Below are 24,339 nucleotides of genomic sequence, written 5' to 3'. Positions count from 1 at the left end.
CGTGTCGTGCGTTAAATCCGCATCATCTCCCAATCCGTTCGTGCTGAGCTTGTCGAAGCACCGTTCTTCTTCTTGCGGCGTCAAAAGAAAGAGCGGCCCTTCGACAAGCTCAGGGCAAACGGCTCATATTTAATGCTGACCGCTTTAGCCGCTTAACCGCGCCTACGCCGCCTTGCCGTGCGTCACGTCCATGCTGACCGCGCTGCCCGCGTCGATCTCGGCGGCCTTGGCTTCAACCAGCTTGACGATATGGCTGATCATGTCGGCGTCGGCGACATGATGGTCGGTGACCCCTGACAGATAGACCATATGCTTGCCATTGCCGCCGCCGGTGATGCCGATGTCGGTTTCGCGGGCTTCGCCGGGGCCGTTGACGACGCAGCCGAGCACTGAGAGCGACATCGGGGTCTTGATGTGGCCGAGCGCTTCTTCAAGCGCTTGCACGGTGCGGATGACGTCGAAGCCTTGCCGCGCGCAGCTGGGGCAGCTGACGACACGGACGCCGCGGGTTCTGAGGCCCAGGGATTTCAGGATTTCGTAACCAACGCGCACTTCTTCCTCGGGTTCGGCCGAGAGCGACACGCGGATTGTATCGCCGATTCCGGCCCAGAGCAGATTGCCGATGCCGAGCGCCGATTTGACGGTGCCGCCGATCAGGCCGCCTGCTTCGGTGATGCCGAGGTGCAGAGGACAATCGACCGCATCGGCGAGCTGCGCGTAGGCCGCAACCGCGAGGAAGACGTCGCTGGCCTTCACCGCAACCTTATACTCGTGAAAATCATGATCCTGCAGCAGCTTGATATGGTCAAGCGCGCTTTCGACCAGCGCCTCAGGGCAGGGTTCGCCATATTTTTCGAGCAGGTCTTTTTCAAGGCTGCCCGCGTTGACCCCGATGCGGATCGCACAGCCGTTCGCTTTTGCCGCGCGGACGACTTCGCCGACGCGCTCGGACGAGCCGATGTTGCCGGGGTTGATGCGCAGACAGGCCGCACCCGCATCGGCGGCTTCCAATGCCCGCTTATAGTGGAAATGGATGTCGGCGATGATCGGGATGCGCGCGGCGCGGACGATCTTGCCCAAGGCGGCGGTCGAATCGGTGTCGGGACACGACACGCGGATCAGGTCGGCACCTGCTTCCTCACAGCGGCGGATCTGGTCGATCGTCGCGACCGGATCGCTGGTCAGCGTGTTGGTCATCGTCTGCACCGTGATCGGGGCGCCGCCGCCGACCGGGACGTTGCCGACCATGATCTGACGGCTGCTGCGCCGGGCAATGTCGCGCCAGGGGCGCAGGCCGGGATTGTGATCGCTCATGGGTTCGGGCTCGATCGAGAAGGGAGGATGCGCCGCTCTTTAGCCGTCCGGCGGGCGCTTGGCAAAGCGCAAGCGTCATCCGCACCGCTGTTGCGCGAAAGACACACTCTGGCGCGGAATCCGCACCGCGCGCAATTTTTGTTTGTGCATTGCAGCAAAATCGGCAATTTCGAAGCCGTTCGTCGTCACAGGCCCGCACGAAGAGGCGTGGACAGCGTACAGCAGGCCGGGACGATCCGTTGTTTTTATTAGGGGGATCACCCATGAAGTTTCTTACCAAAGCGTGTTTCGGCATGCTGCTCGCCGCGTCCGCAATGTCGACGCCTGCCTTCGCTCAGGAAGAAGAAGCCAGCGGCCCGGTCTCGCTTTCGGGCGGCATTTCGGTCGTGTCGGACTATCGCTTCCGCGGTATTTCGCTGTCGAATGAAAAGGTCGCGCTTCAATCGACCGTGACCGTGAGCCACGAGAGCGGTTTCTATGCCGGTGTCTGGGGTTCGACCCTGCCCGACAGCCCGCTGTACGGCAAATATGAGCTCGACCTTTATGCCGGTTTCGCGACCGAGATTGCGCCGGGTACGACGGTCGATATCGGCGCCACCTATTATGTCTATCCCGGCAACCAGGATTTCGCCGGCCCCAGCGATTATGTCGAAATCATCGGCAAGCTGTCGCACGACATCGGCCCGGTTTCGGCGACCGGCATGGTCGCCTATGCCCCCGATCAGAATTCGCTGGGCAGCGATGACAATATCTATCTCAACCTTGGCCTTGGCTACGGTATCCCCGACACTCCGGTCACGCTGAATGCCGCGCTTGGTTACACCGATGGCTCGCTGGGCGCACTGGCGCCTGGCGGCAATTATCTCGACTGGATGGTCGGCGCCTCGTTCGCCGCCGGTCCCGCGACCTTCACCGTGCAATATATCGATACCGATATCAAAAAGTCGGGCATCGGCGCGGTCGATACCCTGTTCGATCCAACCGTGGTCTTTACGCTGGGCTTGTCGTTCTGATCGCCTAGCGGGTCAGCGACCACGCGTTAAGGGGGCGGCTTCGGGGGAGGCCGCCCCCTTTTTCGTGCGCATGGCTTCAGCGGGCGCCTCATCGCATCACGCTTGACCGTGTCGATGAACCGTGCAAATCCATCGACCAATTGAAACAGCGAGAGTGTTCCCCCCATGACTCAAGCTTCTCAGAGCGTTTCTGTTCCCCCCGTATCGTCGTCGAATCCGCCCGCGCGCAGCGAGCGTAGTCCGGGCGTCAAGCTGGCCATCGCGGTGTTGATCGCGGTGGCGCTGATGGTCCCGCTGCTGATGATCTATGGCCTGCTGTGGGATCGCCAGCAGCAGGCCGAAACGGCGCAGGCGTCGATCGGCCAGGGTTGGGGCGGGCAACAGACGATCGCCGGACCGGTGATCGTCATCCCCTATCGCGCGACCGAAACGACGACGGTGACCGAAAATGGCAAGGATGTGACGCGGACGGTCAACACGATCCGCAACCTCTATCTGTCGCCGCAAGCCAATGCGGCCGATGTCGTCATCAAACCCGAAAAGCGCAAAAAGGCGATTTACGAGACCGTCGTTTACGAAAGCCAGATTGCCGGCAGCGCCGATTTCGTGCTGCCCGCCGACATCGCTCGGTTCGGCGTTGCGCGCGAGGCGCTGATGCTCGACCGCGCCGAAGTGCGGCTGGGCGTCAGCGACGCGCGCGGGCTGGTCGATGGCAACAGCGTGGCGGTCAACGGCACGCCGCTGCCGCTACAGCCCGGCAAAGGCCTCCTCTCGACTGGCAATTCGGGGACGTTCGCGTTCGTGGACTGGAGCGCCGCGGCGCCGCTGAAGGTCGATTACAAGATCGGGGTGCGCGGGCTGGGCGATTTCAAGCTGATCCCGCGCGGCGTCGATACGCGCTGGACGGTGAAATCGAGCTGGCCGAACCCGAGCTTTGGCGGCGATTTCCTGCCCGCGAAGCGCAGCGTGACGGCAAGTGGCTTCACGGCGACCTATGCGGTGCCGAACCTGGCGCTCGGGCAGGCGCAGGTGCTGACCGGCGATCTGTCGCCGCCAGTGACGACCAACTATGGCCCGCGCGATGCCTATGTCGAGGCGGTAGCCGTTTCGGCGCCAAGCGATGGCAGCGCGGGTGAAGCGTCGGGCGGGACCGCCAAAGCGGTGGCGATCAGCCTGATCGAACCCGTCGACCTGTACAGTCAGGTCGATCGTGCGATCAAATACGGCTTCCTGTTCATCGGCTTTACCTTTGTCGCGTTCCTGATGTTCGACATCATCGCGGGGGCGCGGGTCGCGCCCGCCGAATATCTGCTGACCGGCATCGCGCTGGTGCTGTTCTTCGTGCTGCTGCTCGCCTTTGCCGAGGTGATCGGCTTCACCTTCGCTTATATGCTGGCGTCGGCGGCGATCATCGGGCTGCTGGCGTTCTATAGCGCCGCGGTGCTGAAAAGCTGGAAGCGGGCGCGCTTTCTGGCCGCGATGCTCGTCGGGCTGTATGCGCTGCTTTATGTGCTGCTGAACCTGGAGGCTTATTCATTGCTCATCGGTTCGGTGCTGATGTTCTTTGCCCTCGCCGGGGTGATGTACATGACGCGGAGCATCGACTGGAGCGGGCTGGGCAAGAAGGATGAGGTGCCCACGCCAGCGTAAAAAGACCGGTGTGTCCCCGCGTAGGCGGGGACCCATCACCGGCCGGTTCAAGCTAACGCCGACAGGTGATGGGCCCCTGCCTTCGCAGGGGCGCATCGCATTTTACCGCCAGCGCAGGTTGTCGCGCGACAGATCGGTGAGCGTCTTGGCTCCCATCAATTTCATGCCGCGCTCCATCTCGGCGCGCAGCAGCGCGATGGCGCGCGCCACGCCATCCTCGCCCGCCGCGGCGAGCGCGTAGAGGTAAAGGCGGCCGCCCGAGCAGGCCTTGGCGCCGACCGACAGCGCTTTGAGCACATGCGTGCCGCGGGTGATGCCGCCGTCGCAGATCACCTCGATCTTGTCGCCGACCGCATCGACGATCTCGGCCAGCGCGTCGAAGGGTGCGCGACTGCCGTCGAGTTGGCGCCCGCCGTGGTTCGATACCATGATCGCGGTGGCGCCGATCTCGACCGCGCGCCGCGCATCCTCGACCGCGACGATGCCTTTCAGGCAGAAGGGGCCGTCCCACTGCTTGCGGATCGCCTCGGCGCGCTGCCAGTCGAGGCTCTGGTCGAGCATCGAGGTGAAATAGTCGGCGACCGATTTGGGGACGCTCGAACCCTCGGACACATGCGTCGCGAGGTTGGGCAGGCTGAACTTTTCGCGCAGCACATAGTTGAGCCCCCAGCCGGGTTTGGCTGCATAACTCAGCATATTGCCCGGCGTGAAGCGCGGCGGCGAGGTGAAGCCTGATCGGAGGCAGCGTTCGCGGTTGCCGCCGACGATCGTATCGACGGTGAGCGCGACCGCGTCGAATTTCGCGGCGCGCGCCGCCTCCAGCATTGCGCGGTTCAGCCCTTCGTCCTTGTGGACATAGAGCTGGAACAGCTTGGGGCCGTCGGTCAGCGCGCCGGCTTCGGCGAGGCTGATCGTCGCGAGGCTGGAAATACCCGCCATCGTTCCGGCTTTGGCGGCGGCGCGGAGGGCGGCGCGCTCGCCCTGCCAATGGAACAGACGCTGGAGCGCGGTCGGCGACAGGAACAACGGCATCGCCATTTCGCGCCCGAACAGCCTAGTGCGCATGTCGACGCTTTCGACCCCGGCAAGGACGCGCGGGATCAGGTCGCAATCGTCGAACGCAGCGCGATTGCGGCGGCGGGTGACTTCGTCGTCGGCAGCGCCGTCGATATAGTCGAACACCGGCCAGGGCAGGCGGCGCTTCGCGAGGGCGCGGAAGTCGTCGATATTGTGGCAGTCGGTGAGTTTCATTTCCCGCTTATCCGTTCGTGTCGAGCGAAGTCGAGACACGCGAAGGCGTGCACGAACGCAGCGTGTCTCGACTTCGCTCGACACGAACGGGAGTAGAGGGTCGCGCCGGGCATCAAAACACCGTCCGCGCCGCTACCGTCCCCTTGGTCGCAAAGCTGAAGCGCGGTTCGACCGCCAGCTTCGCATCAAGGATATGCGCCGCGACGCGCTTGCCCACCGCGGGGCCGTTCTTGAACCCATGCCCCGATCCGCCACCGATCAGCCACACGCGCTCCTGTCCGGGAAAACGGTCGATCAGATAATCGCCGCTTGAGCTGTTCTCATATTGGCAGACGCGCCCGCCGATCAGCGGCGCCGACGCGAGCGCGGGGAAGCGGCGCGCGATATAGGCGCGCGCTTCGGCTATCCCCGCCGGGGTGAGTTGCCGTTCCATCGTGTCGGGGTCGACGACCGGGCCGTGGCGGTCGATCGCGATCTTGAACCCGGCGCCTTCGATGTCGGGGATGCCATAGAAGATGCCGTTGTTGCTGTTGTCGGCCCACACCGGCAATTCGGGCGGGGCGAAGCGCGTGTCGCCCTGCGGCGCGCCGAAGTGATAGACCTCCTGCCGCGTCGCGACGATCTTGTTCATCAACTGTTGCGGGAACAGCTCGGCGAGCCAGGGACCGAGCGCGTAGACGAGATGATCGGCGGTGCCGCCGTCGGGCAGGCTGTGGCGCTTGATCCGTTTCGACAGCAAGGGGGCGGGCATCACGACGCGCTCGACCGCGATCTGCGCGTCGGCGATCACTTCTTGTACCCCACGCGCGGCGATCAGCGCGCCGCTTTCGGTTTCGAGGACGCCGGTTTCGCCCTGAAAAAACTGGATCTGGCGGTACTTGTTTTGCAACCAAGCAACGTCGCCATGCTCGTGCCCCACACGGTTCGCCTGCAACCACGCCAGCGACTGCGCGGTATAGGCATCGCCCTGTGGCCCGAACCACAGCACGCCGGTGTTGTGAAAGATCGGCGCGCTGGCGGTGTCGGATAGGGCTTTCCAATAGGGCAAGGATTCGCGCGCCATTTCGGAATAAATGGTGTCGGCGCCGTACCCCATGCGGATGACGCGGCTCTCGCCGCCCGACGAGGCGCGCGCATGGCCCGCGCCATAGGCGTCGAACAGCCGCACGCTTTTGCCCGCACGGATCAGATGCCACGCGGTCCAAGCGCCGAACACCCCGGCGCCGATGATCGCGACGTCGACATGCGGGATTTTGGGTTTGGCGGGTTTGCGTTTCCTTGACTTGCGCTCGGCCGCCGCCGCGGTCGCTGCGACGGGCAGCGCGGCGAGGCCGGTCAGCAGCGCGCGGCGACTGGGCGTGTTACCGCCCGCCACCGGACGCCTCTTTCTTGTAATAGCGATAGCCGCCGATCCAGGTTTCGAGCGGGGTCATGCGGCGAATTTCGTCGGGGCTGGCGAGCATCGGATCGGCGTCGACGATGAGGAAGTCGGCGCGCATCCCGGGCATCAGGGTGCCGATGCGATCCTCGGCAAAACCGGCGTAGGCTGCGGTGCGGGTGAAACCGTCAAGCGCGGTCTCGCGGCTGACCGCTTCCTCGGGGCGCCAGCCGCCAAAGGGTTCGCCCTTGGCATCGGTGCGCGAGATCGCGGCGGCAAGCCCGGGGAAGGGATTGGCGCTTTCTACCGGCACGTCGGAGCCAAAGGCGATGCGGGCGCCTGCGGCCTGCAGGCTGCGCCAGGCATAGGCGCCCTTGAGGCGGTCGGGGCCGAGCCGCGCTTCGGCCATCAGCCGATCGCTGGTTTGATGGACGGGCTGCATCGACGCAATGACCTTGAGGCTGGCGAAGCGCGTGATGTCGGCCGGGTCGATGACCTGCGCATGTTCGATGCGCCAGCGCCGTTCGCCCGGCAAGTCGGCGGTAAGGTCGGCGATCGCGTTCAAGGCCTCGGCATTGGCTGCGTCGCCGATCGCGTGGATCGTCACCTGGAACTTGTCCATCGACGCGCGCACCATCTTGTTCCGGAGTTGCGCGGGGGTGAGCAGCGGCAGGCCGGTCTGGCCCGGCGCATCGCTATATGGCGCCTTTAGCCACGCCCCTCGCGACCCGAGCGCGCCGTCGAGGTACAATTTGACCCCGACCATGCGCAGCCGGTCGTCGTACAGCCACGGCGTCGGTTCGCCGCCCGCGATCATCGCCATATTGTCGATGTCGCCGCCGTAGCTGAGGATGCGGACCGCAAGCTGTTTCTTGTCCCCCGCGCGGCGGAATGCCTGCCAATCGAGGATCGACGTCCCCATGTCGGCGATCGCGGTGATCCCCTGTTCGAGCAGTTTTTGCTGCGCGAGCAATAGCGCGCGGTCGAGGTCGCGCGCGAGCGGTTTGGGCTTGGCGCTATCGATCAGGCTCATCGCGGCGTCGACAAAGACCCCGCTCGGTTTGCCGCTCGCCATTTCGATGCGGCCGCCATCGGGCGACTTGCTGGCGGCGGTAACCTTCGCCGCAGTCATCGCGGCGGTGTTCGCCCAGCCGGCATGGCCATCGACGCGTTCGAGCCAGACGGGGCGGTTCGGCACGGCGGCGTCAAGGTCGGCGGCGGTCGGGAACCGGCCCAGCCCCCATTTTTCCTGATTCCATCCCGACCCGATGATCCACGGCATTTCGGGATTGTCCGCGGCATATTTGCGGATCGCCGCCTGCGCTTCGGCCAGCGAGTTGGTGCCCGAGAGATCGAGCAGCATCAGCTGGAAGCCCAGCCCCATGACATGGCCGTGCGCGTCGATCAGCCCGGGGATCAGGGTGCGGCCCTTGCCGTCTTCCTTGAAATCGGGGCGTTCGGGCCGCTTGTCCTTGCGATCGAGCAGTTGTTTGACCTTGCCATCCTTGTCGATGACCAGCCCGGTGAAGCGCACCAGCTTGCCGTCCTTGTCGAGCGTGATGCCGTTGACATTGTCGACGAGCGTGTCAGCGTGTGCGGGCGCGGCGAGGGTGAGGGCGAGCGCGGCGGCGATAAAGCCCCTCCCCTTCAGGGGAGGGGTAGCGAGACTCGGCAGCTTGCTGCCTAGTCGCAGCGGGGTGGGGTCCATCGGCCTAGCGCTAGTCCGATGGACCCCACCCGCTGCGACTAGCGAACAAGTTCGCAAGTCTCGCTGCGCTCCCCTGAAGGGGAGAGATTTTAGAAAGTTGAGGCGGTTCATTTCGGCAACCTTGTTATAAGCGAGCTGGTGTCGCGGCGACCATGTCCGGCCTTTTGCACATCGGCGTAAAATTGATCGACGATGGCGGCGACCGGGATCGTCGCGCCGTTCGCGCGCGCTTCGTCGAGCGCGAGGCCTAGATCCTTGCGCATCCAGTCGACCGCGAAGCCGAAATCGAACTCGTCCTTTGCCATCGTGTCCCAGCGGTTGAGCATCTGCCAGCTTGCCGCGGCGCCGCCCGACACCGCCTCAAACACCTTGTCGGTGTCGAGCCGCGACGCCTGCGCAAAGCGGAGCGCTTCAGACAGGCCTTGCAGCACCCCGGCGATCGCGATCTGGTTGACCATCTTGGTCGTCTGCCCGGCGCCGGGGCCGCCGATATGGACCATGCGCGCTGCATAGGCCTGCATCACCGGCTCGGCAGCGGCGAACGCGGCCTTCGTGCCGCCGCACATGATCGACAGCGTGCCGTTCTGCGCGCCCGCTTCGCCACCCGACACCGGTGCGTCGAGGCACAGCAGCCCGAGCCCTTCGGCCTCGACCGACAGCTGGCGCGCGATCCGCGCCGACACGGTCGTGTGATCGACGAACAGCGCGCCCTTGCGCATCGCCTTGAAAGCGCCGTCGCGGCCGAGCGTGACCTGCGCGAGGTCGTCGTCGTTGCCGACGCACGTCAGCACAACATCGGCATCCCGCGCAGCCTCCGCCGGGGTCGCCGCCGCGGCGCCGCCATGCTGCGCCACCCAGGCATCTGCCTTCGCCCGGGTACGGTTATAGACGGTGAGGTGATGGCCCGCTTTCGCAAGGTGACCCGCCATCGGTCCGCCCATGACGCCGGTGCCGATGAAGCTGATGCGCAATTTTTCGTGGCTCATCCCATGGCTCATAACCATGGTTTGCGCGGTGCGCCAGATAGGCTAGGGCGAGCGGCATCATGAGCACGACCGCACCCACCCTGTCCGCTGCCGATTTGCCGGCGATCACCCTCGACGATGTGCGCGCGGCGGCAGCGCGAATTGACGGCGCGATCGTGCGCACCCCGACGCTGCATTCGCAGACGCTGTCGGAAATGGTCGGCGCCGAAGTCTGGCTGAAGTTCGAAAACCTGCAATTCACCGCGGCCTATAAAGAACGCGGCGCGCTCAATGCGCTGTTGCTGATGGACCCGGCGGCGCGTGCGCGCGGCGTCATTGCGGCGTCGGCGGGCAATCATGCGCAGGGGCTGGCCTATCATGGCAAGCGGCTGGGCGTGCCGGTGACGATCGTGATGCCGAAAACCACGCCGCAGGTGAAGGTGTACCAGACCGCCAGCCATGGCGCCGAAATCGTCCTGTTCGGCGAGAAATATGACGACGCCTATGCGCATGCGCGCGAGCTGGAAGTCGAGCGCGGGCTGACCTTTGTCCATCCCTTCGATCATCCGCATATCGCCGCGGGGCAGGGGACGGTGGCGCTCGAAATGCTTGAGGATGTGCCGGAGATCGACACGCTGATCATCCCGATCGGCGGCGGCGGGCTGTTCACCGGCATGGGAACCGCGGCGCGCGGGATCAATCCCGACATCAGCCTGATCGGGGTGCAGGCCGAACTTTATCCGTCGATGTATGCCAAGCTGAACGGCGTCGACATGGCGTGCGAGGGCGACACGCTGGCCGAGGGGATCGCGGTCAAGGAACCCGGCGAATATACGCGCAAGCGCGTCGCCGAACTCAATGACGACATCGTGCTGGTCGCCGAACGCCATCTGGAACGCGCGGTCAGCCTGTTGCTCCAGATCGAAAAGACCGTGGTCGAGGGCGCGGGCGCCGCCGGTCTCGCCGCGCTGCTTGCGCACCCCGAGGAGTTTGCCGGGCGCAAGGTCGGACTGGTCCTATGCGGCGGCAATATCGACACGCGGCTGCTCGCCAACGTGCTGCTGCGCGATCTCGCACGCTCGGGCCGCATCGCGCGGCTGCGCATTCGCTTACAGGACCGCCCCGGCGCGCTGTTCAAGGTGATGAAGCTGTTCGACGAGAAACAGGTCAACATCATCGAAATCTATCACCAGCGCATCTTTACCACGCTGCCCGCCAAGGGGCTGATCACCGACATCGAATGCGAAGCGCGCGACCGCGAGCATCTCGACAGCCTCGTCGCTTCGCTGCGCGATGCGGGGTATATGGTGACGACGGTGGAGCTCGCATAGACGTAACGAGCCCCTCCCCTGAAGGGGAAGGCGTAGAGGACCCGATCGCGAAATGAAATCCTTCACCCTCTCGCTCACCGCCACCCCCGACAGCATCGACGAGCTGGGTCACGTCAACAATGCCGTCTGGGTCCAGTGGATCCAGCAGGTCGCGACCGGTCATTGGGACGCCGCGGCGCCGCAAACGCACAAGGACGCCTACATCTGGGTCGTGGTGCGCCACGAGATCGATTATCTCCGCGCGCTCGGCCCCGGCGAAACGGTGACCGCGCGGACGTGGGTCGCCGACAAGCCACAGGGCGCCAAGTTCGATCGCTTCATGGAATTCACCGGCGCCGATGGCAAAGTCCATGTCCGGGCGCGGACGGTGTGGGCGCTGCTCGACAAGGCGAGCGGGCGCCCGCTGCGCGTGACGGCCGAGGTTGTGGCGCCGTTTCAGGAGTGAGGGCGGCTTTGGGGTGGGAAGCGGACGTTCCCCTTTTTCCGTTCGTGTCGAGCGAAGTCNNCCCATCGATTTGGCGCCTAGCCTGAGGGGCATCTCGACTTCGCTCGATGCGAACGGATAGGGTTAGGAGCTACGTCCGCAACCGGTCGCTAACAGTCATTGCCACCCTGCTCAGCAACCTCTTCCCTCAGCGCCTTGACGATCGCCGCGACCGAGGTTGGGGCATAGGCAAATCCCATATGGCCACAATCGACCTCGACCTGCCGGTCGCTTTCGTGCGGCTGACCGCGCGCGCTGTTCACCGCGACGACCCCGTCATGTTTTGACCAGAGCGCGAAGGTCGGCATCTCGGGGCGCGGGGCGGGGTGGAAGTCGATCGGGGGATTGTCGACCGGGTGGCGTGCGACGAGGTGATAGAGCCGCCAGGCGCGGTTGGCGCGGCGGCTGCCTGAAAAGGGCGAGCCGAGGGTCACGACCCGCGCGACCTTGCCCGGATGATGCTTGGCATATTCGCGCGCGTAAATGCCGCCCAGACTCCACCCGACCAGCGCCGGGGCATGGCCGGTTCGGTCGATGATCCATTGGACCCGGGTGTCGATCCGCTCGATGATGTCGGGGGTCGCACCGCGGTTGAAACCCAGCCCCCAGGCGTAGCAGCGAAATCCGGCCCGGCGCAGATCGGCGCGCAGCGCCTTGGTCGCCCAGTCGCCTGAGAGGAATCCGGGCAGCACCATCACCGGCGGATGATCGCTGTCGGGATTGGGTTCTGGCGGCATCGGACGGATGCGGCCCCACAGCGCGCGGGCGAGACCCGTCACTTCGCGCCACAATAGCCCCAGCGGCGGGAGCGCATCGGGATCGGGAATGCGCGCGGGCCATTCGGCGCGCCGGGTGAGGAGGCTGCGGATCATGGATGACATATAGGCGCGCGGGTTGCTCGGCGAAAGCCGGGGTTCGCGACGCTGAGGGTGCTGAACCCCGGCCTTGGCCGGAAGGCGGCTATTTCTTCGGAACCAGTTTCACCAGCTTGCCATTCTCGCCGTCAGTGAGAAGCCAGACCGACCCGTCATCGCGCACCTCGACCTCGCGGATGCGGGTGCCGAAGTCCCAGCGATCGGATTTGGTGAGCTTGTCACCGTCAATCTGCATCCGAACCAACCCTTCGCCCGACAGCGCGCCCATCAGCAGGCTGTTCTTCCAGCCGGGATAGAGGTCGCCATTGTACCAGACGAGACCCGCGGGCGAGACAGCGGGATTCCACCACAATTTCGGCGCCGCAAACTCGGGGCGGGTCGGATGATCGGGAATATCCTTGCCGTCATAATGGTCGCCGTTCGACACGATCGGATACCCATAATTGGCTTTCGCTGCGACCAGATTGACCTCGTCGCCGCCCTTCGGACCCATTTCTTGGTTCCACAGCTGGCCTGCGCCGTCAAAGGTCAGCCCCAGAATGTTGCGATGGCCGAGCGACCAGATTTGCGCGGTCACGCCGCCTTCCGCCGCAAAGGGATTGTCCGCGGGAACGCTGCCGTCGGGGTTCAGGCGGACGATCTTGCCCAGATTGGCCTTCATGTCCTGTGCCGGATCGAATTTCTGGCGTTCGCCCGACCCGATGAACAGATATTTGCCGTCGGGCGAGAAGGTCAGGCGATGCGAATAATGGCCGCGTCCGGTGACCTTGGGCGACTGGGTCCAGATCGTCTTGAGCCCTTCCAGCCGCGGCGCCGCACCTTGGACCAGCTTGGCCATGCCGACGACGGCGCCATAGGTGCCGCCTTCGCCGGGTTCGATCCAGCTCAGATACACGGTGCCGCTGGTCGTGAAATCGGGGGCGACGATGATGTCGCCAAAGCCGCCCTGCCCGCCATAGGCGACCGTCGGAACGCCCGCGACGTCGAGCGTCGGCCCACTCTCTTGCCACAGCTTCAGCTTGCCCGACTTTTCGGTGATCAACGCAGCGCGGGTGCCGGGGACAAAGGTCATCGCCCAAGGTTCGTTGAAGCTCGCAACCTCCTGCACGGTGAACGGCGCGTCGGCGACCGGGGTCGCAGGCTGGTCACCCGTCGCGTCGAGCGAGCCGGGAGCGGCGGCCTGGCTGGAGGCGGTGCTGGCGGAGCAGGCGCTCGCGGCAAGCGCAGCGGCGATGGCGAAGAGCGGCAGTGACTTCATGAGAGGAGGCTCGCTTTGCTGGGGAAGGATGCGTCAATCTGGCGTGGCGGCATCGTAAAGTCGAGAGGGCTTAGCGGCTCGCCGCCTCGCGCCGCGCTGTGATGGCCTCGACGCTGTCCATGATCGCATCGACCGCTTCGCTGGCGGGCGGCGCATCGGCGCGCTTTTGCGAGAATTGGCCGCTGTTCATAATCTCTTCGAGCGCGGCGCGGGCGCGCGACACGCGGCTTTTCATCGTGCCGAGCGCGCAGTCGCAAATGCTGGCCGCTTCCTCATACGACATCCCGCCAGCGCCAACCAGGATCAGCGCCTCACGCTGGTCCTGTGGCAGCTCCATCAGGCCGCGCTGCAGGTCTGCCATTTCGCCGCTGTCTTCCTGGCTGGCGGGGGTGGACATCGTGCGCTCGACCGCGGTTTCGTCATATTCGCCAACAAATTTGTTACGGCGCATTTGCGACAGGAAGGTGTTGCGCAGGATGACAAAGGTCCACGCCTTGATCGATGTGCCGCGTTCGAACCGGTCGCGCGACGCCCATGCCTTGACCATCGTGTCCTGGGTGAGATCGTCGGCCAGGTCGGGACTTCCCGACAAGCTGCGACCATAAGCGCGCAGGTGCGGGATAACCCCCGCCAGCAGCGCCTTGAATTCGGCGTCGGACAGGCTTTCCCCGGTCGGCGCCACAGCGGCGGGCTCGGCCATTATTGCTTCGAACTTTTCTGATCGAGCTGCGACAGAAGATCGAGCATATTGTCGGGCAATTGTTCGGACACGATATTGCCGTAAATCATCCGCAGCTTGGCACTGACGGGCTCAGGGGCCTGACGACCGGTGAGCGTGCGATGCCACTCGTCACTGTCGGTGCCGGGAAAGCTGCCCTGCTTGCGATTTGGCGCATCAGCCCCCGGGGGCGGGGTGCCCGTGCCGTTCGACCTGTTGTTGCCTTGCGTAGCCATGCCGAAGCAACGACGAAAACCGCCGCGGGTTCCCGACGAGTGCGTTTTTTGCGACGAAAGCGTTGCCAAGATGCCACAACCGCCCTAATCGGGCGCCGCGTAGGCGACCAGGCTTGCGGCGAGGGGTTGTGCTGTGCCTTTCCCGCATTGCGGAAGGTTGGAGGTCGTCGCTTGCTTTCCGTCATCTATATTAGCGTTGCCGATCCGTTGATCGGCGAACAGGATATTGCCGCGCTGCTGGTCCAGGCGCGCCGCAACAATCAACGCGATGCGCTGACCGGCGCCTTGATTTTCAATGGCCATAACTTCCTGCAACTGCTCGAAGGTCCGGCCGACAAGGTTGATGCGTGTCTCGCGGTTATCCGCAGCGATCCGCGGCACAGCGGCATGGTCGAAATCCGCCGCCGCGAAATCGCCGAACGCGCCTTTGCCGAATGGACGATGCTGTATGATCCCCAGTTCCGCGGCCATGATGACGATCTGGCCCGCGTCGCTGCGAGTGGCCGACTTGACCCGCAAGATGCGTTGATGATGGAAAATTTCATCGCCTTGGGTCGGCGGCCGCGGCCGATCGGCTGACGGCTTTTTACTTTATCCCGCGGTTCCGGTTTGCATCGTCGGCGCGACGCGCTAAGCCTGACGGGTAATCGAACCTGCTTGCGTAAACTAAGGCTATCTTATCAACGACCTGACGCCTCCACCGCTCGATACCCAGCCGCTCGACGATGCCAGCTTCAAGCGGGAATTGGCTGCGATGCTGCCGCACCTGCGCGCCTTTGGGCGGAGCCTGACCGGTAACGCCGACCTGGCCGACGATCTGGTGCAGGAAACGATGCTGAAGGCGTGGAAGGCGCGGGAGCAATATGTGCCGGGGCCGGCCAGCATGAAAAGCTGGGCGTTCGTGATCCTGCGCAATTGTTTCCTGTCGCAGATGCGGCGCAAGAAATTCACTGCCGAATATGATGAGATGGCCGCCGAACGCCTGCTCGTGGCGCCCGATGACCAGGACGACAGCCTGCATCTGGCCGATGTTCAGCGCGCGTTGCTGATGCTGCCCGTCGACCAGCGCGAGGCGTTGGTGCTGATCGGGGCCGGACAGCTTTCCTATGAGGAAGGAGCGGCGATCTGCGACTGCGCGGTGGGCACGATGAAAAGCCGCGTTTCGCGCGCTCGCACCGCGCTGCAAGCGATTCTGGAAAGTGGCACGATGCCGCGGCGCAGCGCCGACGTGCTACCGTCGAGCGAGGTGTTCCGCTCGATCATGGATGACGTTGACCATCTGACCGCGAACGGCCCCGGCCGCGAGTAGTTTGGGCTACGCCGCGAGCTGCGGGGTAAACAGCAGGCTCTGGCTGATCGCAGCGCGCACGGTGTTTTCGCGAAATGGTTTCGAGATCAGGAAGGTCGGCTCGACACGTCCCCCGGTCAGCAGTCGTTCGGGAAAGGCGGTGATGAAGATCGCCGGCACCGGCGCGATCGCCAAAATGTCCTGCACCGCATCGATCCCCGACGATCCGTCGGCGAGCTGAATGTCGGCGAGCACCAGCCCCGCGTCGGTCGCCTCGAACGCGGCGACGGCATCTTCGTGCGTGGTCGCTACCCCGGCTACGGTGTGGCCGAGATCGCGGACGATCTGTTCGAGTTCCATGGCGATCAGCGGCTCGTCCTCGATAATCAGCACCGACGTGCGCGATTCGCGGTCGAGTTCGCCGACCGCTTCGGCGAGCAGTGTCTCCACCGTGGCTTGATCGGTGCCGGTGATGACCCCGGCTTCGGCAACCGAAAATCCTTCCAGCGCGGTCAGCAGCAGAATCTGGCGGCCCAACGGCGTGATCTGCGCCAGCCGCCGGTTGGCGGCACGGACGAAGGGGTCTTCGCCATCGTCATCGCCTTCGCCGTCGTCGATATAGGCGCTTTCCCAGATGCGGTGAAAATTGCGGTAGAGGTCGATGCGGGTGCCGTTACCGGCGCTGAATTCATCGGGCGCGGCGACGATGACTTCGAGCGTCGTGTGGACGAAATTGTCGCCATGCTGCTGGCTGCCGGTCAGCGCGCGCGCGTAACGGCGCAGATATGGCAAATGTCCGCGAAGCTCTTCACCCAATGGCATTCTATACCTCCCGCTTTGACCCGTCATACGCGTCCCGATTGGTGACGGTTCCGCAAAATAGACTCAAAAATGCACGACGAACCGCTGCAACTTGTGATCGTGCGGTGCGTAGAGTCAGCCGGGACGCCTTCGGTCCACCGGTAAGTCAGTGGAATTGCGCCGCTTTCTGGTTCCGGTGGGAAACAGACTTTTTTAGGGACCATATTCATGGCAGAGCGGCCCACAGGACCAGGAGGACGTGAGGGGCATCAGTTGGCGGACGGAGGTTATGCGAGTCCGGAGCAGGCAGAGCGCCTGCGCCTTGATACGCTTCGCGAATATCGGATCATGGATACCGGCCCGGAAGAAGCGTTCGACCGGGTGACCAAGATGGTTGCCGACCTGTATGATGCGCCGATCGCGCTGGTGTCGCTGGTCGACGACTGCCGCCAGTGGTTCAAATCCTCCTACGGCCTCGACGCCCCTGAAACGCCGCGCGACATCAGTTTCTGCCAATATGTGATTGCCGAGGATAAACCGGTGGTCATCGTCGATGTGCTGGGCGACGAACGGTTCCGCAACAACCCGCTGGTCACCGGCGATCCGTTCATCCGTTTTTACGCGGGCGTGCCGCTGCGGGCGTATAACGGGACCATATTGGGAACGTTGTGCCTGATCGATCGCAAAGAGCGGCCCTTGCTGGATGACCGCGAATTGGCGCGCCTGGAGGATTTTGCCGCGATCATCATGGCCGAAGCTGACCTGCGGCGCATCGTTGCCGAACGCGACGACGCGCGCCAGACGCTCGAGCGTGCGCTCGATTTTTCGGGCATCGCCACATGGCGCTACGACGCGCGAACCGGATCGATCAACTGGGGTGGCGCCGCCGCCGAACTGTGGGGCGCCGACGTCGATACCGCGCTGGCCGATATCGATGGATTTTACGAGCGGCTGCTTCCCGACGACCGCGAGATGGTACGCGGCGTGCTCGGCGGATCGGTTGAGAACGGCACCCATTATGCGACCGAATATCGCATCCAGCATCCCGAGCGCGGCGTGCGCTGGATCGCGGTGCGCGCCGATTGGGATGTCAACACGACCGACGCGATCCTGACCGGGATCAGTATCGACATCACCGAGCAGAAAAGTCGGCAGGAAAACGCCAATCTGTTGATGCGCGAACTGCACCACCGGATGCGCAACCTGTTCGCGACGGTCAGCGCGATCATCTCGCTCACCCGCCACGCGGCAACCGATGTCGACGATTATGTCGAGCGGATAACGGGACGGCTCGATGCGTTGAACCGGGCGCAGAATGTGCTGCTTGGCGCCAATTTTATGACTGGGTCGATGCATGCGCTGCTGCGCGAGGTCGAGGCCGCTTTTCCGCGCATCCGCTGGTCGGGGCCGGATCTTCTACTTCCGGAGAACGCCTTGGTCGCGATGGCATTGGTGTTCAACGAACTGGCGACCAATGCGGTGAAGCATGGCGCGCTGTCGGGTGCGAGCGGCGACGTGGATATTAAATGGACCCAGGATCCCGAAGGTCAGGATTCGCGGATGTTCCGGCTGACCTGGACGGAAACGGGCAATCATGGCCCGATCGGACCGCCCGAAAAGACCAGCTTTGGCACATTATTGATGGAGCGCAGCGTCCGCAACAATCTGGGCGGGACGATCGAGCGGCGCTGGGAGCCGACCGGGCTGGTGCTCGATATCACGCTCCCGGCACGGTGGCGCGACGCCTGACCGCGGCGACGTGATTTGTTCGTGCTATGTTCCTGTGCTATGCAGGAGAAATGGCCGAAAAACAGATTCTTGAAAAGCTCAGCATATTGGCCGATGCGGCCAAATATGACGCCTCCTGTGCCTCTTCGGGGACGATCAAACGCGATTCGACGGGCACCAAAGGCATTGGCTCGACCGAGGGCATGGGCATCTGCCACAGCTATGCGCCCGACGGGCGCTGCATTTCGCTGCTCAAGATCCTGCTGACCAATTTCTGCATCTATGATTGTCGATTCTGCATCAACCGGGCGTCGAGCAATGTGCCGCGGGCGCGGTTCAATCCGCAGGAGGTTGTCCGGCTGACGCTCGATTTTTACAAGCGCAATTATATCGAGGGGCTGTTCCTGTCGTCGGGGATCATCCGCTCCGAAGATTATACAATGGAGCAGCTGGTCGAGGTCGCGCGCATCCTGCGCGAGGAGCATCGGTTCGGGGGTTATATCCACCTCAAGACCATTGCTGGGGCAGCGCCCGAGCTGATCGCGCGCGCTGGGCTCTACGCCGACCGATTGTCGACCAATGTCGAACTGCCGACCGAGGCGGGTTTGCAGAGCTTTGCGCCGGAGAAGAAGCCCGAAACGATCCGCAAAACAATGGCGTCGGTGCGCGTCGGCGCCGACGATGCGATCGAGGCGGCCAAAGGACGGCTGCTTAAAAGGGCCAAGCCGCCGCGCTTTGCGCCCGCGGGACAATCGACCCAGATGATCGTCGGCGCCGATGCGTCGCGCGACGATGATATTCTTGCCACCGCTACCAATTTATATTCGGGTTACCGCCTGCGCCGCGTCTATTATTCGGCGTATAGCCCCATCCCCGACGCGAGCAGCGATCTCCCACCGGTGCGTCCGCCGTTGATGCGGGAGCATCGCTTGTATCAGGCCGACTGGCTGCTGCGCTTTTACGGATTTGAGCGCGCCGAAATCATGGAGGGGGCGAAGGCGGGGATGCTCGATCTGAGCATCGATCCCAAGCTGGCCTGGGCGCTGATGCGGCGCGATATCTTCCCGGTCGACATCAACCGCGCCCCGCGCGAGCTGCTGCTGCGCGTGCCGGGGCTGGGAACACGCGCGGTTGACCGGATTGTGGCGGTGCGGCGAACTGGCAAGCTGCGAATTGGTGATCTGGCAAAGCTGACCGCATCGGTGAAGAAAGTCCTGCCGTTCATCGTCACCCCCGACTGGCGACCGGGGTCGCTGACCGACAGCGCCACCCTGCGCGCGCGCTTTGCGCCGCCCGCGGAGCAATTGTCGTTGGCGCTATGAGGGAGGTTGTGCTCGCCCGTCCCGGCGACTTTGCCGAATGGCGCGACGCGGCCCGCGCCTTGCTGGCCGATGGCGTGCGGCCCGAGGATGTGAGCTGGCGCGGCGCCGACGAGGGTGCGTCGCTGTTCAGTGACGATGCGCCGCTCGCATCGGGAGCTGCGATATCGCTGCCGCGCGAATTGCTTGCGATGGCCGACCGGGCGATCTGTCACCGCGATGCCAGTGTACCCGCACGGCTGTACCGCATCGTTTGGCGCGCGTTGCGCGACCGGCAGCTGCTGGCGCGGCGCACCGACCCGGATATCGACTGGCTCAGCAAGACCGACAAGGCGATCCGCCGCGACATTCACAAGATGCACGCCTTTGTGCGCTTCCGCCGATTGGGGGAGGAAGCGGGGCGCGAGCGGTTTGCGGCCTGGTTCGAACCCGACCACCATATTCTTCGGCTGACCGCGCCCTTCTTTCAGCGCCGTTTTTACGGCATGGACTGGGCGATCGTCACCCCCGACGCGCGGGCGATCTGGCACGACGAGAAGCTGACTTATCGAGCGGGTGGGACAAAAGACGAGGTACCCGACAGCGATGTCGTCGAGGAACAGTGGCGCACCTACTATGGCGCGATCTTCAACCCCGCCCGCGTCAAGATCGACGCGATGCGCGCCGAAATGCCCAAGAAATATTGGAAGAACCTGCCCGAGGCGCAGGATATTGCGCCGCTGCTCGCGGGCGCCGCGGCACGGGTGGAACGGATGCGCGAGACCGCCGTTTCGCTTGCGAACCCGCAAACCGACAAATGGCGAACCCGCGTGCCTGAAGCTCTGGCCCTGACCGACGACATCGACACGCTGGATGAGCTCGCCCGCGCGGTGCATGGCTGTACGCGCTGCCCGCTGCACTGCCACGCGACGCAGGCGGTGGTCGGCGAAGGCCCGGCGGCGGCGCGCATCATGCTGGTCGGCGAGCAGCCCGGCGACCGGGAAGATCTGGAAGGACGGCCCTTTGTCGGCCCCGCGGGACAGGTGCTCAACGAGGCGCTGGAGGAAGCCGGTCTCGATCGACAGCGATTGTTCCTGACCAACGCGGTCAAGCATTTCAAATTCGAGCCGCGCGGCAAGCGGCGGCTGCATCAGAACCCGACGGCGGGCGAAATCGACATCTGCCGCTGGTGGCTCGACAAGGAACGCGCGCTGGTCCAGCCCAACCTGATTGTGACCCTTGGCGGCAGCGCGCTGCGCGGGGTGACGGGCAAAAGCATGAGCATCGCGTCGATCCGCGGCGCGGTGCATGAACTTGGCAGAGGTACGAAGCTGATCGCGACGATTCATCCCTCGTTCTTGTTGCGCCTGCCCGACCGGGCGCGCGCCGCCGAGGAGCGCGCGGCGTTCGTTGCCGATCTGGCGCGCGTTCGCGAACTGGCCGCCTGATGGCCAAGCCAAAGCCTTGGCTCGAACCGCACCCGCACGGGCTCTATGTGAAGCCCGCCGACCTGTGGATCGATCCGTCGCGCCCCGTCGAACGCGCTGCGGTCACCCATGGCCACGCCGACCATGCGCGCAGCGGCCATGGCGCGGTGTTCGCAACCCCCGAAACGCTGGCGATCATGGCGCTGCGTTATGGCGTCGATGTCGAGGCGAGCCGTAATCAGGCGTTTCCCTATGGCGACGGGTTCGAGCGCGGCGGGGTGCGCTTCAGCTTTCATCCCGCGGGGCATGTGCTGGGCAGTGCGCAGATTTTGATGGAATATGCGGGCGAACGGATCGTCATCACCGGCGATTACAAGCGCCGGCCCGACCCGACCTGCGCGCCCTTCGAAGTCGTGCCGTGCGACATCTTCATCACCGAGGCGACCTTTGGCCTGCCGGTGTTCCGCCACCCTCCAACCTCCGACGAGATCGGCAAGCTGATCGGCGCGGTGCGCGCCGAGCCCGATCGCTGCGTGCTCGTCGGTGCCTATGCGCTGGGCAAGGCGCAGCGGGTGATGGCGGAGCTGCGCGCCGCCGGATGGGATGCGCCGATCTACATCCACGGTGCGATGGAAAAAATGTGCGCGCTCTATGCGGCGCATGGCGTCGATCTGGGCGAGCTGCGCTTGGTGAGCGAGACCGACAAGGCCGCAATGGCGGGGCAGATCATCGTCGCGCCGCCCTCGGCGCTCAACGATCGCTGGTCGCGGCGATTGCCCGATCCGGTGACGGCGATGGCGTCGGGGTGGATGCGCGTGCGCCAGCGCGCGCGGCAGCGGATGGTTGAACTGCCGCTGGTGATTTCGGACCATGCCGATTGGGACGAGCTGACGACGACGATTTCGCAGGTGAACCCCAAGGAGACGTGGATCACGCATGGCAGCGAGGATGGCCTGCTGCGCTGGTGCGAATTGCATCAGCGGACAGCGCGCGCACTGCATCTGGTCGGCCGCGATCTGGAGGAAGAGGTGTGAAGGCCTTCGCCGCGCTGATCGACCGGCTGATCTATACGCGTTCGCGCAACAGCAAACTGGCGCTCATCGCCGATTACCTCAAGCACACCCCCGACCCCGATCGTGGCTGGGCGATCGCGGCGCTGACCGAGAGCCTCGATTTTTCGGCGGTGAAATCGGCGATGGTGCGGACCTTGCTGGCGACGCGGGTCGATGAGGAATTGTTCCGGCTGTCGCGGCACTTCGTTGGCGATACGGCCGAGACCGCGGCGCTGCTGTGGCCCGACGCACCGGGCGCACAAGCAGACCTGACGGTGGCGGCCGCGGTCGACACCCTGTCCACCGCCACCCGCGCCACCGCCCCCGCGATCCTCGCGTCGCTCCTCGACCGCCTTGACGCCGATGGCCGCTATGCCCTGCTTAAGCTCGCGCTCGGCGGCATGCGCGTCGGCGTGTCGGCGCGGCTCGCGAAACAGGCGTTCGCGCAGGCGTTCGACGTGCCCGTCGACGATGTCGAGGAGCTGTGGCACGCGATCGCGCCGCCCTATGCGCCGCTGTTCGCATGGGGCGAGGGCAGGGCGGAGCGGCCCGACCTCAAGGACGTCGCCTTCTTCCGCCCCTTCATGCTCGCGCATCCGCTGGAAGAGGCGACCGTCGATCTCGCCGATTTTGCCGCCGAGTGGAAATGGGACGGCATCCGCGTCCAGATCGTCCATGTGGGCGGACAGACGCGCATCTACAGCCGCGGCGGCGAGGAGATCAGTGCTGCGTTTCCCGAACTGGTCGCGGCGTTCGATCAGGATGCGGTGATCGACGGCGAATTGCTGGTGCGCGGCGATGCGCAGGGCGGCGAGGCGGCGAGCTTCAACGCGCTGCAACAACGGCTCGGGCGCAAGACAGTGTCGAAGAAAATGCTCGCCGAATCCCCGGCGTTCGTGCGCGTTTACGATCTGCTCGCGGTCGACGGCAACGACCTGCGCCCGCTGCCGTGGACCGAGCGGCGGCGGCAGTTGGAAGCCTTCGTACCGCGCCTTGCCGACAGCCATTTCGACCTGTCGCAGGTGATCGACGCGGACGATTTCGACGATCTCGCCACGCGCCGCGCGGGTGCGCGCGATGCCGCGATCGAGGGCGTGATGTTGAAACGCCGCGATGCGCCTTATGTGGCCGGGCGCCGCGCCGGCCTCTGGTATAAATGGAAACGCGACCCGCTCACCGCCGATTGCGTGATGATGTACGCCCAGCGCGGCAACGGGCGCCGCGCGAGTTTCTATTCGGATTATACCTTCGGTTGCTGGAGCGAGGATGGGGAGCTGCTGCCGGTCGGCAAAGCCTATTCGGGGTTCACCGACGAGGAGCTGAAATGGCTCGACAAGTTCGTCCGCGACAACACCCTTAATCGCTTTGGCCCGGTGCGTGAGGTGGAAAAGTCGCTGGTGCTAGAGGTCGCCTTCGATTCGATCCACAGCAGCAAGCGCCACAAGTCAGGCCTCGCCATGCGCTTCCCGCGCATCTCGCGAATCCGCCGCGACAAGCCCGCCGACGAGGCGGATCGGATAGCGACGTTGCTGGCGATGGTGACGTGAAATGAGCCCCTCCCCTTCAGGGGAGGGGTTGGGGTGGGGTCTGTCGGCGTGGCGCAAAGCCGATGGACCCCACCCGCTGCGACTACGCCAGCAAGCTGGCAAGTCTCGCTGCCCTCCCCTGAAGGGGAGGGCTTGAATGAAGAAAAATTCCCCGCCCAAACCTTGCAACCCCACCCGCCGATACCGAGTTTAAGCCCTAATCCCCTCTGATAAACATAATGGAGACTGCCATGACCATCGCCCATCCGCCCCTGCCATACGCTCAGGACGCGCTGGAACCGCATATTTCGGCCGACACGCTGGCGACGCACCATGGCAAGCATCACAAGGCCTATGTCGACAAGGTCAATGCGGCGATCACCGGCACCGAACTCGCCGACAAGCCGCTCGAAGAAATCGTCCACCATGCCGAGGGCGCGGGCAATAAAGGGCTATTCAACAACGCCGCCCAGTCGTGGAACCACGCCTTTTACTGGGAAAGTCTGAGCCCGGACAAGACCGCGCCCGAGGGCGACTTGCTCGCCGCGATCGAGCGCGATTTCGGGTCTCTCGATGATCTGAAAAAGAAGCTCAAGGAAACCGCGGTCAATCATTTCGCATCGGGCTGGGCCTGGCTCGTCTCGCGCGACGGCACGCTGTCGGTCACCGACACGCATGATGCCGGGACCGAGCTTACCCTCGGGATCAAGCCGCTGGTCGTCATCGATGTGTGGGAACATGCCTATTATATCGACCGCAAGAATCTGCGTCCCGCCTATGTCGACGCAGTGGTCGATGAGCTGCTCAACTGGGACTTTGCGGCCGAGAATTTCGCGCGCGATACGACCTGGACCTATCCCGCGTAAGGCTATGTTCCTCCCTGTGGCGAAGCCATGGGGAGGGGGACCGCTTGCGAAGCAAGTGGTGGAGGGGCCGCGACGTTGCGCCAAAGCCCTCCGTCAGCGCTTCGCGCTGCCACCTCCCCATCGCTGCGCGACAGGGAGGATTTCCCAGAGCCGTAGCGAAATTTGAACGGGT

Annotated in this window: 22 protein-coding genes; 12 read left to right on the top strand and 10 right to left on the bottom strand. The window is 64.5% G+C overall.

Annotation, left to right across the window (positions count from 1 at the left end):
- Positions 1-162: 162 nt before the first annotated feature.
- Positions 163-1,314: a flavodoxin-dependent (E)-4-hydroxy-3-methylbut-2-enyl-diphosphate synthase gene (ispG, locus tag B4F07_RS08495; RefSeq protein WP_293697589.1), complete on the bottom strand. Its 1,152-nt coding sequence runs from the start codon at positions 1,312-1,314 to the stop codon at positions 163-165.
- A 263-nt stretch (positions 1,315-1,577) separates the two neighbouring features.
- On the opposite strand from ispG, the gene B4F07_RS08490 reads away from it, so the two are divergent.
- The gene (locus B4F07_RS08490) at positions 1,578-2,327 is read left to right on the top strand and encodes a TorF family putative porin (protein WP_293697587.1); all 750 of its coding nucleotides are present in this window, start codon (positions 1,578-1,580) and stop codon (positions 2,325-2,327) included.
- Positions 2,328-2,492: 165 nt separating this feature from the next.
- Positions 2,493-3,977, top strand: a complete 1,485-nt coding sequence (gene creD / locus B4F07_RS08485; RefSeq protein WP_293697585.1) for a cell envelope integrity protein CreD — start codon at positions 2,493-2,495, stop codon at positions 3,975-3,977.
- A gap of 102 nt (positions 3,978-4,079) precedes the next feature.
- On the opposite strand, the gene B4F07_RS08480 is transcribed toward creD, so the two are convergent.
- The 4 genes from B4F07_RS08480 to B4F07_RS08465 all read right to left on the bottom strand — a co-directional run bounded on the left by B4F07_RS08480 (position 4,080) and on the right by B4F07_RS08465 (position 9,300).
- On the bottom strand, positions 4,080-5,228 hold the full coding sequence (locus B4F07_RS08480) for an alpha-hydroxy acid oxidase (protein WP_293697583.1): 1,149 nt from the start codon (positions 5,226-5,228) through the stop codon (positions 4,080-4,082).
- A 112-nt stretch (positions 5,229-5,340) separates the two neighbouring features.
- A complete protein-coding gene (locus B4F07_RS08475; protein ID WP_293704715.1) occupies positions 5,341-6,603 on the bottom strand; it encodes an FAD-dependent oxidoreductase in 1,263 nt (420 codons plus the stop codon).
- The gene (locus tag B4F07_RS08470) at positions 6,590-8,314 is read right to left on the bottom strand and encodes an amidohydrolase (RefSeq protein WP_293704713.1); all 1,725 of its coding nucleotides are present in this window, start codon (positions 8,312-8,314) and stop codon (positions 6,590-6,592) included. Before B4F07_RS08470 ends, B4F07_RS08475 begins: the two co-directional genes overlap by 14 nt.
- A 107-nt stretch (positions 8,315-8,421) precedes the next feature.
- Positions 8,422-9,300, bottom strand: coding sequence for an NAD(P)-dependent oxidoreductase (locus B4F07_RS08465; RefSeq protein ID WP_293698738.1), 879 nt, complete (start codon positions 9,298-9,300; stop codon positions 8,422-8,424).
- A gap of 59 nt (positions 9,301-9,359) precedes the next feature.
- Between B4F07_RS08465 and B4F07_RS08460 the strand changes: the two genes are divergently transcribed.
- Positions 9,360-10,610, top strand: coding sequence for a threonine ammonia-lyase (locus B4F07_RS08460; RefSeq protein ID WP_293698735.1), 1,251 nt, complete (start codon positions 9,360-9,362; stop codon positions 10,608-10,610).
- 52 nt (positions 10,611-10,662) lie between these two features.
- Positions 10,663-11,055, top strand: coding sequence for an acyl-CoA thioesterase (locus B4F07_RS08455; protein ID WP_293698732.1), 393 nt, complete (start codon positions 10,663-10,665; stop codon positions 11,053-11,055).
- A 149-nt stretch (positions 11,056-11,204) separates the two neighbouring features.
- Here B4F07_RS08455 and B4F07_RS08450 read toward each other — a convergent pair whose 3' ends face one another.
- The 4 genes from B4F07_RS08450 to B4F07_RS08435 form a co-directional block, all read right to left on the bottom strand.
- Positions 11,205-11,966 carry an esterase/lipase family protein gene (locus tag B4F07_RS08450; protein WP_293698730.1) on the bottom strand — a complete coding sequence of 254 codons (762 nt, stop codon included), beginning with the start codon at positions 11,964-11,966 and terminating at the stop codon, positions 11,205-11,207.
- Positions 11,967-12,054: 88 nt separating this feature from the next.
- Positions 12,055-13,227, bottom strand: a complete 1,173-nt coding sequence (locus tag B4F07_RS08445) for a PQQ-dependent sugar dehydrogenase (RefSeq protein ID WP_293698727.1) — start codon at positions 13,225-13,227, stop codon at positions 12,055-12,057.
- Between the two features lie 70 nt (positions 13,228-13,297).
- Positions 13,298-13,927 (bottom strand): sigma-70 family RNA polymerase sigma factor, encoded by a 630-nt coding sequence (locus B4F07_RS08440; protein WP_293698725.1) that lies wholly within the window; start codon positions 13,925-13,927, stop codon positions 13,298-13,300.
- A complete protein-coding gene (locus B4F07_RS08435) occupies positions 13,927-14,181 on the bottom strand; it encodes a NepR family anti-sigma factor (protein WP_293698722.1) in 255 nt (84 codons plus the stop codon). Before B4F07_RS08435 ends, B4F07_RS08440 begins: the two co-directional genes overlap by 1 nt.
- A 171-nt stretch (positions 14,182-14,352) precedes the next feature.
- On the opposite strand from B4F07_RS08435, the gene B4F07_RS08430 reads away from it, so the two are divergent.
- The gene (locus tag B4F07_RS08430; protein WP_293698719.1) at positions 14,353-14,760 is read left to right on the top strand and encodes a BLUF domain-containing protein; all 408 of its coding nucleotides are present in this window, start codon (positions 14,353-14,355) and stop codon (positions 14,758-14,760) included.
- 175 nt (positions 14,761-14,935) lie between these two features.
- Positions 14,936-15,490, top strand: a complete 555-nt coding sequence (locus B4F07_RS08425) for a sigma-70 family RNA polymerase sigma factor (protein ID WP_293698716.1) — start codon at positions 14,936-14,938, stop codon at positions 15,488-15,490.
- 6 nt (positions 15,491-15,496) lie between these two features.
- Here the strand turns inward: B4F07_RS08425 and B4F07_RS08420 are convergent, their stop codons facing one another.
- Positions 15,497-16,291, bottom strand: coding sequence for a response regulator (locus B4F07_RS08420; RefSeq protein ID WP_293698714.1), 795 nt, complete (start codon positions 16,289-16,291; stop codon positions 15,497-15,499).
- Positions 16,292-16,618: 327 nt separating this feature from the next.
- Between B4F07_RS08420 and B4F07_RS08415 the strand changes: the two genes are divergently transcribed.
- The 6 genes from B4F07_RS08415 (at position 16,619) to B4F07_RS08390 (ending at position 24,167) form a co-directional block, all read left to right on the top strand.
- Complete coding sequence (locus tag B4F07_RS08415; protein ID WP_293698711.1) at positions 16,619-18,019, top strand: sensor histidine kinase; 1,401 nt, start codon at positions 16,619-16,621, stop codon at positions 18,017-18,019.
- A gap of 50 nt (positions 18,020-18,069) precedes the next feature.
- Positions 18,070-19,320 (top strand): putative DNA modification/repair radical SAM protein, encoded by a 1,251-nt coding sequence (locus B4F07_RS08410; RefSeq protein WP_293698708.1) that lies wholly within the window; start codon positions 18,070-18,072, stop codon positions 19,318-19,320.
- A gap of 8 nt (positions 19,321-19,328) precedes the next feature.
- On the top strand, positions 19,329-20,744 hold the full coding sequence (locus B4F07_RS08405; RefSeq protein ID WP_349681319.1) for a UdgX family uracil-DNA binding protein: 1,416 nt from the start codon (positions 19,329-19,331) through the stop codon (positions 20,742-20,744).
- A complete protein-coding gene (locus tag B4F07_RS08400; protein ID WP_293698703.1) occupies positions 20,744-21,757 on the top strand; it encodes a ligase-associated DNA damage response exonuclease in 1,014 nt (337 codons plus the stop codon). Before B4F07_RS08405 ends, B4F07_RS08400 begins: the two co-directional genes overlap by 1 nt.
- Positions 21,754-23,322, top strand: coding sequence for a cisplatin damage response ATP-dependent DNA ligase (locus B4F07_RS08395; RefSeq protein WP_293698700.1), 1,569 nt, complete (start codon positions 21,754-21,756; stop codon positions 23,320-23,322). Before B4F07_RS08400 ends, B4F07_RS08395 begins: the two co-directional genes overlap by 4 nt.
- A gap of 230 nt (positions 23,323-23,552) precedes the next feature.
- Positions 23,553-24,167 carry a superoxide dismutase gene (locus B4F07_RS08390; RefSeq protein WP_293698697.1) on the top strand — a complete coding sequence of 205 codons (615 nt, stop codon included), beginning with the start codon at positions 23,553-23,555 and terminating at the stop codon, positions 24,165-24,167.
- The last annotated feature ends 172 nt before the right edge of the window (positions 24,168-24,339 follow it).

The sequence above is a fragment of the Sphingopyxis sp. UBA6723 genome, from assembly GCF_002454115.1.
In the GTDB taxonomy this organism is placed as follows: domain Bacteria; phylum Pseudomonadota; class Alphaproteobacteria; order Sphingomonadales; family Sphingomonadaceae; genus Sphingopyxis.
The sequence above is the reverse complement of the archived record's forward strand: the minus strand, read 5'-3'. Positions and strand labels throughout refer to the sequence as shown.

Bases quoted from the DNA above. Each gene is read 5' to 3' on its own strand.
- B4F07_RS08460 (WP_293698735.1), top strand. From the start codon at position 9,360: ATGAGCACGACCGCACCCACCCTGTCCGCTGCCGATTTGCCGGCGATC.
- ispG (WP_293697589.1), bottom strand. From the start codon at position 1,314: ATGAGCGATCACAATCCCGGCCTGCGCCCCTGGCGCGACATTGCCCGG.
- B4F07_RS08425 (WP_293698716.1), top strand. From the start codon at position 14,936: ATGCTGCCGCACCTGCGCGCCTTTGGGCGGAGCCTGACCGGTAACGCC.
- B4F07_RS08490 (WP_293697587.1), top strand. From the start codon at position 1,578: ATGAAGTTTCTTACCAAAGCGTGTTTCGGCATGCTGCTCGCCGCGTCC.
- B4F07_RS08400 (WP_293698703.1), top strand. From the start codon at position 20,744: ATGGCCAAGCCAAAGCCTTGGCTCGAACCGCACCCGCACGGGCTCTAT.
- B4F07_RS08445 (WP_293698727.1), bottom strand. From the start codon at position 13,227: ATGAAGTCACTGCCGCTCTTCGCCATCGCCGCTGCGCTTGCCGCGAGC.
- B4F07_RS08470 (WP_293704713.1), bottom strand. From the start codon at position 8,314: ATGGACCCCACCCCGCTGCGACTAGGCAGCAAGCTGCCGAGTCTCGCT.
- B4F07_RS08410 (WP_293698708.1), top strand. From the start codon at position 18,070: ATGGCCGAAAAACAGATTCTTGAAAAGCTCAGCATATTGGCCGATGCG.
- creD (WP_293697585.1), top strand. From the start codon at position 2,493: ATGACTCAAGCTTCTCAGAGCGTTTCTGTTCCCCCCGTATCGTCGTCG.
- B4F07_RS08455 (WP_293698732.1), top strand. From the start codon at position 10,663: ATGAAATCCTTCACCCTCTCGCTCACCGCCACCCCCGACAGCATCGAC.
- B4F07_RS08435 (WP_293698722.1), bottom strand. From the start codon at position 14,181: ATGGCTACGCAAGGCAACAACAGGTCGAACGGCACGGGCACCCCGCCC.
- B4F07_RS08420 (WP_293698714.1), bottom strand. From the start codon at position 16,291: ATGCCATTGGGTGAAGAGCTTCGCGGACATTTGCCATATCTGCGCCGT.
- B4F07_RS08465 (WP_293698738.1), bottom strand. From the start codon at position 9,300: ATGAGCCACGAAAAATTGCGCATCAGCTTCATCGGCACCGGCGTCATG.
- B4F07_RS08450 (WP_293698730.1), bottom strand. From the start codon at position 11,966: ATGATCCGCAGCCTCCTCACCCGGCGCGCCGAATGGCCCGCGCGCATT.
- B4F07_RS08440 (WP_293698725.1), bottom strand. From the start codon at position 13,927: ATGGCCGAGCCCGCCGCTGTGGCGCCGACCGGGGAAAGCCTGTCCGAC.
- B4F07_RS08415 (WP_293698711.1), top strand. From the start codon at position 16,619: ATGGATACCGGCCCGGAAGAAGCGTTCGACCGGGTGACCAAGATGGTT.
- B4F07_RS08480 (WP_293697583.1), bottom strand. From the start codon at position 5,228: ATGAAACTCACCGACTGCCACAATATCGACGACTTCCGCGCCCTCGCG.
- B4F07_RS08390 (WP_293698697.1), top strand. From the start codon at position 23,553: ATGACCATCGCCCATCCGCCCCTGCCATACGCTCAGGACGCGCTGGAA.